The sequence below is a fragment of the Corynebacterium sp. ED61 genome (assembly GCF_015233855.1).
GTDB lineage: Bacteria > Actinomycetota > Actinomycetes > Mycobacteriales > Mycobacteriaceae > Corynebacterium > Corynebacterium dentalis.
The window spans coordinates 201,983-217,773 of sequence record NZ_JADGIT010000005.1 but is presented as its reverse complement, the minus strand read 5'-3'; the positions used below and the strand labels follow the sequence as shown (position 1 = coordinate 217,773).

14 protein-coding genes are annotated in these 15,791 nt (G+C 59.8%); all 14 read left to right on the top strand.

All coding sequences use genetic code 11. The features are described from left to right. Positions 1-260: 260 nt before the first annotated feature. The 14 genes from IM764_RS07720 (at position 261) to IM764_RS07655 (ending at position 15,779) form a co-directional block, all read left to right on the top strand. Positions 261-1,721: a hypothetical protein gene (locus IM764_RS07720; RefSeq protein ID WP_143341768.1), complete on the top strand. Its 1,461-nt coding sequence runs from the start codon at positions 261-263 to the stop codon at positions 1,719-1,721. Between the two features lie 5 nt (positions 1,722-1,726). Continuing rightward, positions 1,727-2,734 carry an HAD hydrolase-like protein gene (locus tag IM764_RS07715; protein ID WP_099298817.1) on the top strand — a complete coding sequence of 336 codons (1,008 nt, stop codon included), beginning with the start codon at positions 1,727-1,729 and terminating at the stop codon, positions 2,732-2,734. Beyond that, positions 2,735-2,935 (top strand): hypothetical protein, encoded by a 201-nt coding sequence (locus tag IM764_RS07710; RefSeq protein WP_099298816.1) that lies wholly within the window; start codon positions 2,735-2,737, stop codon positions 2,933-2,935. A gap of 2 nt (positions 2,936-2,937) precedes the next feature. Then, entirely contained in the window at positions 2,938-3,771 is an 834-nt protein-coding gene (locus tag IM764_RS07705) for a TlyA family RNA methyltransferase (RefSeq protein WP_099298815.1), read from the top strand. Continuing rightward, positions 3,768-4,679 (top strand): NAD kinase, encoded by a 912-nt coding sequence (locus tag IM764_RS07700; protein ID WP_099298814.1) that lies wholly within the window; start codon positions 3,768-3,770, stop codon positions 4,677-4,679. The genes IM764_RS07705 and IM764_RS07700 overlap by 4 nt, the downstream gene beginning before the upstream one ends. A gap of 1 nt (position 4,680) precedes the next feature. Beyond that, positions 4,681-6,354: a DNA repair protein RecN gene (gene recN, locus IM764_RS07695; protein WP_099298813.1), complete on the top strand. Its 1,674-nt coding sequence runs from the start codon at positions 4,681-4,683 to the stop codon at positions 6,352-6,354. A 294-nt stretch (positions 6,355-6,648) separates the two neighbouring features. Next, complete coding sequence (locus IM764_RS07690) at positions 6,649-7,407, top strand: hypothetical protein (RefSeq protein WP_099298812.1); 759 nt, start codon at positions 6,649-6,651, stop codon at positions 7,405-7,407. Continuing rightward, positions 7,404-9,161 (top strand): hypothetical protein, encoded by a 1,758-nt coding sequence (locus tag IM764_RS07685; RefSeq protein ID WP_194187452.1) that lies wholly within the window; start codon positions 7,404-7,406, stop codon positions 9,159-9,161. Before IM764_RS07690 ends, IM764_RS07685 begins: the two co-directional genes overlap by 4 nt. A 114-nt stretch (positions 9,162-9,275) precedes the next feature. After that, positions 9,276-10,457 carry a putative cytokinetic ring protein SteA gene (gene steA, locus IM764_RS07680; RefSeq protein ID WP_099298810.1) on the top strand — a complete coding sequence of 394 codons (1,182 nt, stop codon included), beginning with the start codon at positions 9,276-9,278 and terminating at the stop codon, positions 10,455-10,457. Between the two features lie 7 nt (positions 10,458-10,464). Further along, positions 10,465-11,370 (top strand): copper transporter, encoded by a 906-nt coding sequence (locus IM764_RS07675; RefSeq protein ID WP_099298809.1) that lies wholly within the window; start codon positions 10,465-10,467, stop codon positions 11,368-11,370. Between the two features lie 94 nt (positions 11,371-11,464). After that, a complete protein-coding gene (locus IM764_RS07670; protein WP_194187451.1) occupies positions 11,465-13,120 on the top strand; it encodes a CTP synthase in 1,656 nt (551 codons plus the stop codon). Between the two features lie 6 nt (positions 13,121-13,126). After that, positions 13,127-13,807 (top strand): NUDIX domain-containing protein, encoded by a 681-nt coding sequence (locus IM764_RS07665; RefSeq protein WP_099298807.1) that lies wholly within the window; start codon positions 13,127-13,129, stop codon positions 13,805-13,807. After that, positions 13,808-14,725 carry a site-specific tyrosine recombinase XerD gene (locus IM764_RS07660; protein ID WP_194187450.1) on the top strand — a complete coding sequence of 306 codons (918 nt, stop codon included), beginning with the start codon at positions 13,808-13,810 and terminating at the stop codon, positions 14,723-14,725. Positions 14,726-14,939: 214 nt separating this feature from the next. Then, positions 14,940-15,779 carry a ParA family protein gene (locus IM764_RS07655; protein WP_194187466.1) on the top strand — a complete coding sequence of 280 codons (840 nt, stop codon included), beginning with the start codon at positions 14,940-14,942 and terminating at the stop codon, positions 15,777-15,779. The last annotated feature ends 12 nt before the right edge of the window (positions 15,780-15,791 follow it).

The window sequence follows — 15,791 nt, the reverse complement described above, 5'->3', positions numbered from 1 at the left end:
ACCTGGGAGGGTGTGGGAGAGTAGGTCACCGCCGGCATCAAAAATTTAAATATAGGGTGTGCGAGTACGTAAGTTGTGAACTGTTAAGTAATTCCTTGAGACAGTTGACAACCTAGGTACTCGCACACTCTTTTTGTGTTTATGCTGATTTTCCAGTGATTTTCGGCCATGGAACGAGCATTGCTGGTTGCGTGTCCATTGATGTCTTGACCAACTACTACAATGGTCAAAGCAGTAACTAAACAGTGAAAGGTTGTTGCATGTCTCAATACAACGAAGACGCGAAGGACGAATCCGCTAACGAGGGGAATCGTCGTTCGTTCGGTCAGCGATCCAACAATTCAGGTGGTCGCGGATTCAACAGCCGAAGTGGGGGAACTCAACGCAAGGACGGTGACCTCCGTGGCGGCTACCGCGGTGGTGACCGGGACCGCCGTGACAGGGACCGGTCCCGTGGCGACCGTCAGGGGAGCGGTTCCTACCGAGGTAATCGTGACGGCGGTCGACGCTTTGAAGGTCGCAATGACCGAGATGGCGATCGTCGCTCGTTTGGCGACCGTGATGACCGTCGTGGCAATCGGGGACGTGACGAAGCCCGCGACAATCGAGGCACACGCGGTGGTGACGACCGTCGGGGTGGAGGCCGTCGCTTCAACAATGTTGATCGTCGCGATGACCGCCGAGGATACCGCGGACGCGATGATGATCGTGCTTACCGAGGACGGGAAGACAACCGCGACAATCGTGGCGCACGCGGCGGAGACGAGCGCCGTGGCGGCCGTCGTTTCAACGATGATGATCGCCGTAATGATCGTCGCGGTGGTCGCCGCGACTTCAACAGGGATGATCGTCGCGGTGGTGGCCGTGACTTCAAGCGGGACGACCGACGTGGTGGCAACCGTGACGACCGTCGCGGTAATGACCGCCGTAGCGATGACCGTGGATTCCAGCACGCAAACCGTGGTGGTGCCAACCGGGCTCAGCAGTCCGGACCGCAGCGTTCCGGCTACCGCGAAGAGCGGATCAACAAGCGGATCAATGAGCCAGCAGTTCCGGCGGACATCGATCCCAAGGAGTTGGATCCATCGGTACGCCAGGAGCTGCGCAGTCTAGCCAAGGACAACGCGGACATGGTGGCAAAGCATCTCATCATGACTGCTGTTCTCCTAGATGAAGAGCCGCAGAAGGCGCTGGAGCACGCCCGAGCAGCAAAGGACCGTGCTGGTCGCGTTTCCGTCGCCCGCGAAACTAACGGCATCGCTGCCTACCACGCAGGCGAGTGGAAGGAGGCCATCTCTGAGCTTCGCGCGGCCCGCCGCATGTCGGGCGGTGCCGGCCTCCTCGCAGTACTGGCTGACGCTGAGCGTGGGCTGGGACGCCCCGAGAAGGCCCTCGAGGTCAGTCGTGAACATGATGTGGAAGAGTTGGATCCAGAATCTCGAGTTGAGCTCGCCATTGTCGTGGCTGGGGCGCATCATGACTTGGATGACAAGGACGCCGCACTGATCACGCTCCAGGACGTTCTCGAGCTGCCGGATGTGCCAGAGGTCAACCGACTGCGTCTGTACTATGCCTATGCAGATGCTCTCGAACTTGTGGGACGTGACGATGAAGCTATCGAGTGGTTCCGGAAGTCTGCTGAGCTGGATACCGAAGGCCTGATGGACATCGAGGACCGAATTGCCGCCCTCAACGGAGAATCCGCCTCAGAATCGGAGTAAAACCCATGGCGTTAGCATTGCTTGATCGCTACGATGCCCTCCTCGTAGACCTCGACGGCACCGTCTTCGAAGGCGGTCGTCCCGTGGAAGGTGCTGCAGAAGGACTAAAGGGACGTCGCGTGATGTACGTGACCAACAATGCCTCGCGTTCGCCGCAGGCAGTCGCGGATCACCTTTCGGAGATTGGTTTTCCAACCACTGCAGATCAAGTCATGACCAGTGCCCAAGCAGCATGTACCCTGGCTGCAGAGCAGCTGGGGACCACCGATGCCAAGGCATTTGTGATTGGCGCCGAATCCTTCAAAGATCTTGCACGCGAGGCTGGATTCACCGTGGTGGATTCTGCCGATGACCAGCCAGACGTAGTACTTCAAGGTCACAGCCCGGACAACAACTGGGCGCGTTTGTCAGAGGGTGCCCTAGCGATTCAACGCGGCGCTACCTACGTTGCGTCCAACCTGGATACCACTCTGCCGACCGAGCGTGGCTTTATGGTGGGCAATGGTTCCATGGTCGCTGCCGTGGTCAGCGCCACTGGCGTGCAGCCTTCGAGTGCTGGCAAGCCCGGAGCTGAGATGTTCCGGGTGGCTGCCGAGCGGCTCAATTCCGAGCGCCCTCTCGTGGTGGGCGATCGTCTCAACACGGACATTGCCGGTGGTATCGCCGCCGGTTACGACACGCTTTGCACCGTCACCGGAGTCTCTGGGCACCGCGAATTGTTAAGCACCCCGCATCGCCCTACATTCATCGCAGCGAACATGCGCGACCACCTGGAAGGTTGGTCAGCTGAGGTTTCTACAGACGTGGACGCCGCGGGAGCCGGATCCGGGAAGGTCACTGTTTCCGTGTCCTCTGGGGAGTCTTCTTCCGACGCCACGCTCATGGCCGCCGAAGCTGTTGCCGTGGCCGCCCCACTTGTGTGGGAACAGCTGGATCGAGGCGTGGATATTGCAGACATTGACATCGTTGCCGCTGATGATGAGGCTCAGCGCGCTATCGGAGCGTGGCGATAGATGAGCGGGATGAATCCGGGGGCGCTGGCGGATCAGAGTCGGCGTCGACAAGAAGACGAGAACAAGACCCCACAACAGCGACAAGAAGAGTTGGCCACGGCGGTCGACGAACTGCTGGCCCGTGACGTGGACGGCGCGGAGGAAGTCGAGATGCTGGAGCAGGCCCACCGCATCGTCAATGAAGCGCTGGGGCGAGGCTAAGCATGGCGAAAAAAGGTCCCAAGCTGCAGCGATTGGACGCTGAGCTGGTGAAGCGGAAGATCGCCCGCAGCCGGGAGCACGCGCAGGAGATGATCAAGGCGGGGCGTGTGACCGTCAACGGGATGTCGGCGAATAAGCCTGCGACCGGGGTGGACGGCAATGTTTCCATCAAAGTGAGCGAATCTGATGACGACCGGTGGGCCTCGCGCGGTGCGCACAAACTGCTGGGCGCGCTTGAGGCATTTGAGCCGATGGGTGTGAGCGTCAACGACAAAGTGGTGCTGGATGCAGGGGCCTCGACCGGCGGGTTTACGGACGTCTGCTTGGATCGCGGTGCGCGTGCGGTGCATGCGGTGGACGTGGGCTACGGCCAGCTGATTTGGCGCCTGCAGAATGATGACCGCGTGGTGGTGCACGACCGGACGAACGTGCGCACGCTGACCCCGGAGATCTTGGGAGACACCGCGGATCTGATGGTCGGCGATCTTTCTTTTATCTCCATTGAGCTGGTTTTGCCTGCAATTGCGGCGTGCATGCGCGAGGGCGCAGACTTGCTACCAATGGTGAAACCGCAGTTCGAGGTGGGTAAAGACCGCCTGGGCAGCGGTGGAGTGGTGCGCAGTGCGCAATTGCGCGCGGAGGTGACCAGGAACATCGCTGTCGCGGCAATGAAGTATGGTTTATCAACGAAGGGTGTGGTTGCCTCTCCACTGCCGGGTCCTAGCGGGAATGTCGAGTTTTTCCTGTGGCTGGTGAAAGATGGAGGGGCAAGCATGCCGACGATGGACGAGCTGGACGCGATGGTGGACACGGCGATTAAGGAGGGCCCGCAATGACGGAATCTCGTGAGGTTTTGTTGGTGGCGCACACCGGTGTCCATGAGAACTTGGGGTTGGCGGCAGAGGCGGCGTCGCGTCTGAAGGCAGGCGGGATTGACGTGCGTGTGATGGCTACGGCCGATCCCGCGCCGGTGGCTCGCCATGAGATCCTGGGGCGCTTCAAGCGCTATGGTCACACGCGGGAAGCCGCCACCGGAGTGGAGCTGGTGCTGGTGCTGGGCGGCGATGGTACGTTCCTGCGTGCCGCAGACATCGCACACTCCGCGGACGTGCCCGTTCTGGGCGTAAACATGGGCCACATCGGCTTTTTGGCCGAGTGGGAGCAGGATTCGCTGGAAGAGGCCATTGATCGGGTTATCGACCGCGATTATCACGTGGAAGACCGCATGACATTGGCCATCACCGTGCGCGATGGCGACGGCCGCGTACTGGGAACCGGTTGGGCGCTCAACGAGTGCTCGGTGGAGAACCTGAACCGCCAGGGCGTGCTGGATACGATCCTGGAGATCGACCAGCGTCCGGTGTCCTCCTTCGGCTGCGATGGCGTGCTGGTATCCACGCCGACTGGCTCCACGGCCTATGCGTTTTCCGCAGGTGGCCCCGTGCTGTGGCCGGAGCTGGAATCCATTCTTGTGGTTCCTTCCAATGCACATGCTCTGTTTAGCCGCCCGCTGGTTGTTTCTCCTAACTCCTCTGTTGCCGTGGAAACCAATCCGATGACCTCGCCAGCGACGGCCGTGATGGACGGCTTCCGCCAGATCCACATGCCTCCGGGCGCCCGCGTGGAGATCCGCCGTGGCCCACAGCCCGTGCGCTGGGTGCGTCTGGATTCCGCGCCGTTCACTGACCGCCTCGTGAGCAAGTTCCGCCTGCCTGTCACGGGTTGGAGGGGTCCGCGCCGCTAATATGCTGCAAGAACTCCACATCCGTAATCTTGGTGTGATCGAGGAATCGACCGCCGAGTTCGATTCTGGCTTGACCGTAGTCACCGGCGAGACCGGTGCAGGTAAGACCATGGTTGTCTCCTCCCTGCGCCTGCTTTCCGGCCACCGCGCCGATGCCTCGCGCGTGCGTGCCGGCGCCGACCGTGCCGTGGTAGACGGTATTTTTTCTTTCGACGCCACGTCTCACCCCAAAGTCTCTGACCTCATCGAAGAGGTCGGCGGCTTTGTAGAGGACGGGGAAGTGATCGCCTCCCGCACGGTGACCGCTGCAGGGCGGTCACGAGCACACTTGGCGGGAAAGACGGTGGCCGCGGCGGTGCTCGGAGAATTCGCTGCGGGCATGATCACCATCCACGGGCAAAACGACCAGCTGCGGCTGATCGACCCTGTCCGCCAACTGGCTGCCGTGGACGAGTACGGCAACTTGGGGGAACTGGTTGCCGTCTACCGCGAGAAGCGTGCTGCGTTCAAGCAGTTGGCAAAGGATCTGAAGCGCAGGGTGGAGGCGCGCCGCGAACTCGCGTTGGAGACAGAAACCTTGCAGCGGGCGCTGGAGACCATTGATGCTATTGATCCGCAGCCGGGGGAGGATGAGGATCTGAAGATACAGATCCAGCGCCTGCAAGCGGCCGATGAGTTGCGTGCGCAAATGGGCGAGGCGCTTGCTGCGATTGACGGTTCTGCCGGTGAGGTGGATCCCGATGTGTTGACGGCCGTGGACATGGTGGCGCGGGCTGAGAGTGCTTTGCGCAGTGATGACGAGCAGCTGGAGAAGCTTGCCAACCGGCTGGGGGAGATCTCTACGCTTCTTAGTGACGTGGCGATGGAGGTGGGCCAGGCGCTCGCGGATGTACCGGATCCCGACGAGTTGGAGGGGATGCTGGAGCGCCAGCAGCAGCTGCGTGAGTTGCGGAAGTTTGCGGTAGACGTGGATGGCGCTATTGCGTGGCGGGATGAGGCGAGGGAGCGCTTGAGCAAGATCGATGTCTCCGGTGAGGCGATCGAAGAGCTCAAGGCAAAGACTGAGGCTGCCCAGTCCGCGATGCTGGATGTCGCTAAGAAGCTCTCCGCCAAGCGTGTGAAGGTTGCGGAGGCCTTCGGTAAGGCCGTGACCAAGGAGATTAAGGGCCTGCACATGTCCGCGGAGATCCGCGTGGATATCACCCACGGTGAGCCCGGACCGCACGGCCTGGACGAGGTGGAGTTCCAGCTGGTTCAGGGCGGGCACGCCAATGCTCTTGGTTCCAGTGCATCTGGTGGTGAGCTTTCGCGCGTGATGTTGGCCTTGGAGGTCATTTTGGCGGGCAAGGGCCGCACCATGGTTTTTGATGAGGTCGACGCCGGGGTGGGCGGTAAGGCCGCTGTAGAAATTGGCCGACGCTTGGCGCAGCTGGCGGTGGAAAATCAGGTGATTGTGGTGACGCACTTGCCGCAGGTTGCTGCGTTTGCCGATGCACACGCGTACGTAGCGAAGAATGCCACCGATAGTTCGGTTACTTCCGAGGTCAAGCGTTTGAGCGACGAGGAGCGCGTGGAGGAATTGTCCCGCATGCTCGCCGGACTCGAGTCTGAAACGGGTCGAGCACACGCGGAGGAGCTACTGGAGATGGCGCAAGGATTTCGCGCAGGGATGTAAATTTCGAGCGCTGGGGAGCTGATGTTTGTCTGCGCTGAGTTTCGACTTGAACTCAAAACTTGTTAACTCAGTGACTATTGAGAAAGACCAGTTTTGGGATTACAAAACTGTCATTAACCTGCGCGTATGTGGGTCTACGTGGGATTTTAGAAAAACTAAGAAAATGTTCAGTTTTCGTGTGGCGACCCTCAGATTGATCTGATTAGATCACTTCTTGGACGCGGGCTTGCTTGGAAAGAGGCACGAGTCCACGAGAGAAGTTTTCAAGGAAATGCAGGGGAGAGGTTGTCACCAATGAGGGGACGCATCTGCGGCTACACGGCCAAGGCGGGGGTGAAAATGGCCGTGGCAGTGGTTATGGGGATGACGCTAGCGAGCTGCGGTGCGATAGAAATCGACAACCAAGCCCGTCGTGAAGGGGAGCCGAGTGAAAGCTCGAGCGAGTCGGAAGTGGGGACTCCGACTAAGGGGAACGACGGGAGAATGTTGCAGCCGGAAGGTCATGAAGGCCTCTGGTTTGAAACTGAACCGGCAGGTCCTTGGGAACGATATGTGTGGCTGTCCCAGAAATACGTGGGGGATCCGGTAGTTCTGGGACAGCTGGAAGAGGGGGACGCAGCCGCTCCATTCGTGGGGGAACCGGATATCTGCAGTGATTCGGTTGTGGAGCGGATGGGGGAGCTGGGGTTTAGCAGAATCGAGGGTGTTGATTCTACTTCCATCAAGACGTGCAGGTTCGTAACTGGACAAAGTAGTTATACATCGGAAGTTGGCTTCATTGACATTGCTCAGCGAACTGACTTTGAAGCCATTCCCTTTAGTCCACTTGAGCAAAAAGTTGGGGCCAACGCAGAATCCGTACTAAGGGAAGTGCCAAGTTTTCCGTCGGGTCTTCAATGTTTGGGCGTTTTTATCCCCATCGGAGGGTCTAAGGAACTTGTGCTGAACGCCGAGATTTCAGGTCGAGACGAAAGTCTTCCTGACTATTGCAGGAACACTCTTATCGCATATTCGGTATTAAATAACATTGGAATTGTTCAGGGGGAGCAATGATTCGGTTTGATCTGCAGTCGATGGCACAGGTTAAAAAACAGATAGTTGAGGGGCAATCTGCACTTCAGACACTGATTCAAATTAGTTCAGTGAATGGGACATTTGTCACCGCACCTTCGCTTCAATCATCCTTTTCTCAGCATTTGTCGTTTTTCGGTGGGCAGCCAGGTGCTATTAGCCATGTGGTTGATGGTCTACGCAGGGACATCGAATGGCTTCAAGAAATGTTCGAGAGCCACATTTCCGCCTTTAGTCTGCAAGACAAGCTCTCAGCAGGGTCATTTGATCAGATGAATTCCTATGTGGAATTCGATCGGTCGATGTTCAAGATTAGGCAGCCGAACCGAGACTTCAAGCCCATCAGCAATCTGATGTACACACAGCCGGTCAGCGTGGTGGAAGCAGCTACTCCATTGGCAGCGCTCATTGCCATGTTTGAAGGCAACGATTCTGCCCCGATTCAAGCAGCCCAGGACTGGAGCGCAGCCGGTCAGCGTCTCGTGGCCTCCATGACTGCTCTGCAAAGTGCCTCCTCTGGCCTTGCCGCTTCTGCAGAGGGTTACTCGTTCGACATGGCCCGAAGTGCCATCGATGACGTGGTTAAGACAGGAAACATCGTCGGATCAAATGCTGTACTCATGGGACAGTCAATGATGGAATTTCCCGGGGTACGTATTGCCAACCTGAATGCGCTGTACGCAATCCAAGCCTCCACGGCAGCCATTCCGGATCAAGCTGCACGAATTGCGGCAGAACAAAGTGCCGTCGCCACGTTTGCTTCTACGCAACTCCAGCCATCCTTGGAATTGCTCCGCCCGCCAGTGCAGAACCTTGGCATTCCAGTAATGGGGCATACCGGTGGCGGAGCGCTAGACGAAGCAACCATTTCTCAAAGCTCTGGCGTGGCGCAAATCCATACTCCACAAGGAGGTGCTCTCGAAGTGTCGCCTGCTAATGCTCAAGGTCTTGGTGAACGCGCTCAAGCCACCGCCAATGGCGCACCTCAACCGAATCCAACTGTGTCTCCGGCCAGCGCGAACACCACAGCGCCGCAACTTGCCCCGCAGAATGCGACAAACGTGGCACCACAAAATCTCGGGACTGGCACGGGAGGCCCAACCGGCGCCGTGAGTCCTGCCGGAGATTCAACTGTAGTGAATCCAAGCGGAATGCGTGGCGGTACCGGAGCTGCGTCACATAACGCGACACGTTCAGGAAATGTGGGAGGCGCCGAATCGGTCAGAGGTGGCGTCGAACAATTAAACAACGGCTACCCCGGAACCTCTCGCACTGGAGGAAATGGACCTGTACTGCCGAAAATGCCACAGCGCCTCACAGGATCTGATGTAGGTGCGCACGCTGGATCGGGAACGAATCAGAGTCGCGGAGCGATGGGTGGGCAGCCGCAGATTGGTAAGAACGGTGTGGGGGCCATCAACGGCGGAATGAACAGCCTGAATAACGGTGTCGGAGGCAATGCTGGATCCACCAACTCAACGGCCACAGGAAATGCTGCAGGCAAAAGCGGGCAAGGCATGGCGGGTGGTTTCAACGGCAAGAACACCATGATGGGGATGGGCCCAGGTGCTGGTCCGAATGGAAAGAAAGCAGGAGCGGGCGCAGCGAACTCGCGGAATGCAAAGACGGCTGCCGGGATCTTCGGCAAGGGGAAGTGGAGCCCGGGCGTTAACGAGTACTTCAAGCGGCAATTTTTGGGAACCAAGAATCGCACGGTGAAGGAAGTTATTCGCTAGTTCTGCCATCAAGGCCACAGAAAATAGTTAGTGGCTGGCAAGAAACTTGGAAAACGCCCAATGAACACGGCGCGCCTTCCGCAACAGCAGTAACACACGTACCACAATAGGAGCATGATTTTCTCCCGCTCCGACCTGCCCGGTATCCACGGTGCCACGCGCGACCTGACTGGTCCGAAGGGGTTCCACAAGGCCAAGCTCAGTGAAGGTGACATCGCAATCGTCGATGCCCCTGATATCTCCCGCGCCTACGCGCAGCGACTCATCGATTCCAAAGTCTCCGCCGTAGTAAACGTCCACCAGTTCACCACCGGCAAGGTGCCCAACTTCGGTCCGCAGCTCATGCTGGACCAGGGCATCCTCCTCGTGGAAAACGCAGGCCTGGACACCGCCAAGAAGGTCAAGAACGGCAAGAAGGGCCGCCTTGATGAAGGCAAGCTCTACTACGGCGACCGCTCCATCGGCGGCGGAGAAATCCTGGATGCGGACGTAGCCGCAAGCCGCTTTAACGACGCACGCGAGCAGCTCGGCGACCATGTTGAAGCGCTCTCCGGAAATATGTCGGAGTTCGTTCGCAGCGAAGCGCCACTGTTGATCGACGGGCTGGGCATCCCAGAGATCGACGTAGACATGGATGACCGCAAGGTCCTCGTGGTCTCCCCGGACCCACGCCTGCGCGACAAGCTCAAGGACCTTCGCTACTTCCTGCGGGAGTACGACCCAGTAATCATTGCCGTGGATGCCGCCGCCGATGAGCTGATCGCCGCTGGTCACAAGCCGAAGATCATCGTCGGCGATCCAGAAGTAATCTCCTCCGACGGCCTGCGCTCCGGCGCTGTCGTGGTGCTACCCGCCGAGCCCGATGGTCACGCGAAGGGCCTGGACCGCATCCAAGATCTCGGCGTGGGCGCCATGACGTTCCCCGCCGCCTCGGATAACCCCACGGACCTAGCCCTGCTGCTGGCTCACTACCACGGCGCATCCATGGTGGTGAACCTCGGCGAGCCCATGGACGTGGACACCCTGTTCAACGATGCAGCAGGGGATAACACCTCATCCGCCCTGCTCTCGCGCTTGCGCGTGGGCCCCAAGCTGGTGGATTCCACCGCGATGGCCGAGCTCTACCGCGTCTCCAAGACCGGCTTCGGCTGGCTTTGGGCCATCCTCGGCATCCTCCTGGCGATCCTCGCGATCGTCCTCATCGTGGGCCTGAGCGGCGATTCCGGATTCATGGATAACCTCGTGAACTCCTGGAACAACTTCGCGTTGAGCATCCAAGACCTCTTTAAGAGTTAGGGGAAGAATGTCTAAAGGATCAGCAGGAAAGGTCATCGCCGGTCTCGGTCTCGGCATCGCTGTGGGCACCGCATTCGGCTTCTACGCGCTCGCCCCTAACGTCGAGGGTGGCCCGGGTGGCAGCAGCGCCTCCGTGCAGCAGGAATTGAACGCGGAAAAGGCTTCTCGCGAGGCAGCCGAGGGCGAAGTGGATGCCTCCAATGATGTTTTGTCCGGCGTGGCCAAGGATGCGGTGAGTGGTGACCTGAAGGGTCAGTCCGTGGTCCTTTTTGTTACTCCTGACGCCAACTCTGAGACCGTCAACTCCACTCGCAAGCTGGTACAAGATGCGGGCGCGAACGTCACCGGCGTAGTCAATCTGACGGACAAGATTCTGCAGCAAGACAGTGGTGATGAGACCAAGTCCATCGCCGCCAATTCTCTTCCAGCAGGAGCTAAACTCAGCGAGAAGAACCTGAATCCGGGTATGCACGCCGGTGAGCTGGTGGGTGCTGCGCTGAGCACCAAGGATGAAGCCTCTGATTCAGACCGTGCCGTCGCACTTGGTTCTCTGGAGCAGGCGGATCTGATCTCCTATGAAGGCGAAGCCCCCGGGGCAGCGGACCTTGGCCTGGTTATCGGTGGGGAAGAAAGCGAAGACTACTCCACGAGCTTCCTGGCTGATTTCGTGATGGGGCTGGATGAGAACTTCGAGGGTGCCGTGCTGGCGGCACCACGCAAGTCCGCCGAAGATAGCGGCGCGGTTGGTCGTGTACGCGACAATCGCGAGTACACCGAAGAGGTCTCCACCGTGGACAACGTGGACACCGAAGCTGGTCGCATCACCGTGGTGCGCGCGCTCAAGCAGCAGGCTGAGGGCGAGGCTGGCCACTACGGCGCAGCGAACAACGCGGCGGCGGCCACCGTAGAATAATTTGCCCTGATGCTGTGTTAGGCTGAGGTCCCGTAGGAAAACGCCTGCGGGGCTTTTTTATTTGCGTGCCCCGCCCTTGATTGAGGAGCGCCGCGTGACCGGCAACCGTGCACAGCAAGACACAAAATTCATTTTCGTGACGGGTGGTGTAGCGTCCTCCCTGGGTAAGGGACTGACGGCGGCCAGCTTGGGGCAGCTGCTGAGCGCCCGCGGACTCCGCGTTACCATGCAGAAGTTGGATCCGTACCTCAACGTTGATCCGGGCACCATGAACCCGTTCGAGCACGGCGAGGTATTCGTCACCGAAGACGGTGCGGAAACTGACCTGGACCTGGGACATTACGAGCGCTTCCTGGACCGCGACCTGTCCGCCCAGGGCAATGTGACCACGGGCAAGGTCTACTCCAACGTGATCGCCAAGGAGCGCCGCGGCGAGTACTTGGGCAAGACCGTGCAGGTCATCCCGCACATCACCGATGAGATCAAAGACTCCGTGCTGGCCATGGCTCGCCCGGACCGAGATGGCATCGTGCCAGACGTGGTGATCTCCGAAATCGGCGGCACCGTGGGCGATATCGAATCCCAGCCGTTCATGGAGGCCGCGCGTCAGGTCCGTCAGCACGTTGGTCGCGATAGCGTGCTGTTTATTCACGTCTCCCTGGTTCCATACCTGGCACCGTCGGGCGAGTTGAAGACCAAGCCCACCCAGCACTCCGTGGCCGCCCTGCGCAGCATCGGCATTGTGCCGGACGCACTGGTTCTGCGCGCAGATCGCGACGTTCCGCAGTCCATGAAGGACAAGATCGCGCGCATGTGCGATGTGGACGAAGAAGCCGTCATCGCCTGCCCAGATGCGCCGTCCATCTACGACATCCCGAAGGTCCTGTACGCCCAGCATCTGGATACGTACGTTATTCGCCGCCTGAACCTGCCGTTCCGCGATGTGGATTGGACCACGTGGGGTCGCCTGCTGGAGTCCGTGCACAATCCCGAGGGTGAGGTGCGCATTGGCATCGTCGGTAAGTACATAGACTTGCCGGATGCCTACCTGTCTGTCGCCGAGGCCGTGCGCGCCGGAGGTTTCGCCCGCAACATCAAGGCACACGTGGAATGGGTTTCCGCCGACGATTGCGAAACCCCCGAGGGCGCCGCGAAGGTGCTCGGCGAGATGGATGGTGTGATCATCCCCGGCGGCTTCGGCAACCGCGGCGTGGAGGGAAAGATCGGCGCCATCGAGTACGCCCGCGAGAACAAGCTTCCTCTGCTGGGCATCTGCATGGGGTTGCAGTGTGTTGTTATCGACGCCGCGCGCCTGGCCGGGCTCACCGAAGCTACCTCCACGGAATTCGAGCCAGACGCGGCCATCCCGGTGATCTCCACGATGGAGGAGCAAAAGGCCGCAGTTGCCGGCGAGGCTGACCTCGGTGGCACGATGCGTCTGGGCGCCTATCCAGCAAAGCTCGCCGAAGGTTCTCTGGTCAAGGAGCTCTACGGAAGCGCCGACGTTTCCGAGCGCCACCGCCACCGCTACGAGGTGAACAATAAGTACCGCGAGGCCATCACTGAAGGCTCTGGCCTGCAGTTCAGTGGCACCTCGCCGGAGGGTCTGCTGGTGGAGTTCGTGGAATACTCCAAGGACACCCACCCGTTCTTCGTTGCCACCCAGGCGCACCCGGAGTACAAGTCTCGTCCGACCCGCCCGCATCCGCTGTTCCAGGGACTTATCGACGCCGCACTGGATCAGAAGTAGTCAATCATGAGCCATGATTCGCATGCACACTCCACCGATGATCAGCAGGATCTGGATTACACAGTAAAGAACTCCGAGGTGATCTTTGACGGTCCCATCTTCGCGGTGCGTCAGGACACCATTGAGACCAGCACGGGAGAAGCGAAGCGGGATGTGGTGGAGCACTTCGGGTCGGTGGCCATCGCAGCACTCAAGGATGATCACTTGCTGATGGTGCGTCAATACCGTCACGCGGTGGGTCGCTACCTATGGGAGATCCCAGCAGGTTTGCTGGACATGGCTCGTGAAGACCCGTTGACTGCCGCTCAGCGCGAACTCGCCGAAGAAGGAGCCGTAGCGGCACGAAAGTGGTCGCTGCTGGGGGATGTGATCTCCTCGCCGGGCTTTTCCGAGGAAATGTGCCGCATCTTCAAGGCTCAGCACATTCACGAGGACCTCAGCGATTTCGATATTCCCGAGGCTGCCGACGAAGAGGCGGACATGCAACACCAGTGGATTCCCCTGAGCCAGGCACTGGCATGGGTACAGGACGGCACCGTGGATAACGCCATCGCCGTGGCCGCGATCCTGCACCTAGCCGCCGGCACGGAGCGAAGCATCGAGGAAGAGTTCGCTTTTAGCTCCGCACTGGGATCCCGCCGCGCACCCAAGGTGGCGCCAGGTGAAGATATGAAACCGGTGCGCTAAGTGGCGGCGGCCGAAAGCACGGGCAACGAGCAGAACCAGAAGTTGGTTCAGCGATGGATCCGCCACTTGAGAACTGAGCGGGATCTTTCGCCGCATACGTTGAGCAGTTACAAGCGTGACGTCGGGAAATACGTGACGTGGCTGGGGGACAAGGACCTCGGTGACGTCACCGCCACGGACATCGAGAACTACCTGGTCTACGTCCGCGGCGAGTTGGGGTTGGCCGCCAGTTCCACCGCTCGCATGCTCGCCAGCGTTCGCGGATTGCACAGCTTCGGGTTCCAGGAGCGCGCGCTGCCCATCGACGTGGCCGCCAGCGTCCCCGTTCCCGCTCGCGGGGCCAGCATCCCGAAGGCCATGAGTGTGGACGATGTGGTTCGTTTGATCGACGCCTGCCCCAACGGCGACGGCGCCGGACCTCTGCAGCTACGAGATCGTGCGCTGGTGGAGATGCTTTACTCCACCGGAGCTCGGATCACCGAGTTGTTGGACTTGGACGTGGATGACTGGGACGCGGAAAACCAATGGGTGCTGGTGCGGGGCAAGGGCGGCAAGGAGCGGATCGTTCCGCTGGGCACGCCGGCACTGCGGGCGCTCGAGCAGTATCAGGTGCGCGGGCGAGAAGCACTGAACAAAAAGGGGAGTCCAGCCTTATTCCTTAACCGATCCGGGGCGCGAATGGGGCGGCAAAGTGGTTTCAAGGTGGTCTCTGAGGCCGCCGAGAGGGCAGGCGTAGGACCGGTATCCCCGCACACGTTGCGCCACAGCTTTGCCACGCACTTGCTGGAAGGTGGCGCTGACGTGCGCGTTGTCCAGGAATTGCTAGGGCATGCGAGTGTGGCCACCACGCAGATCTATACCAAGGTGTCCCCGCAGCATCTGCGCGAGATTTGGGCCACCAGCCATCCGCGAACCTGACAGTCTGGCGTGAGTGCGCTGGCAAGTTGTGCGTTGAGTGTTTCGCGTTCCCGCCGCCTGCTAATCTGGAACGTGTAATTTAGTCTCCGACGTGTTGTGCATGCACACTTCGGACGCAGGTGTAACCACCACCTGCAAGTACAGTATTGAGATCAAGGGAAAGGGCTTGACAGTGTCCACTAATGACGCGCTGTTTAGTGAGCCCGAGCAGCGAATGGGACTCACTGGTCGGCCACTGCGTGAAATGCCAGATCCGCAGCCCTTGGACTCCCACGGACCGGCCACCATCATCTCCATGTGCAACCAGAAGGGTGGCGTGGGCAAAACCACTTCGTCGATCAACCTGGGTGCCTCCCTGGCAGAGTTCGGTCGCAAGGTGTTGCTGGTGGATTTGGATCCGCAGGGCGCACTGTCCGCCGGCTTGGGCATCAATCATGACGAGCTGGACGTGACCATCTACGACCTACTGGTGGATAGTCGCAACTCCATCTTCGATGCACTGCACTCCTCGCCCGTGCAGAACCTGGATGTGGTTCCTGCGAACATTGACTTGTCTGCAGCCGAGATCCAGCTGGTGAACGAGGTGGGGCGCGAACAGGCTCTGGCTCGCGCGCTGCGCCCGGTGATGAAGGATTACGACATCATCATCATCGACTGCCAGCCCTCCTTGGGCCTGCTAGCCGTCAACGCCCTGAGCTGTTCGGACTCCGTGATCATCCCCGTGGAATCGGAGTACTTCTCCCTGCGCGGACTGGCTCTGCTGATGGACACGGTGGAAAAGGTCCGCGACCGCCTGAATTTCCGTCTGGAGACGCTGGGCATTCTGGTCACCATGTTTGACCGCCGCACGCTGCATGCCCGCGAAGTGATGGAGCGGCTCGTGGAGGCCTTCGAGGACAAGGTCTTCGATTCCGTGATCACCCGCACCGTCCGCTTCCCAGAGACTTCCGTGGCTGGCGAACCCATTAACTCGTGGGCGCCAACTTCCCAGGGTGCAGAGCAGTACCGCAACCTGGCCAAGGAAGTCATCGAGCGCATCGCCAAGCTGCCCTAAAGCGCTAGCTGC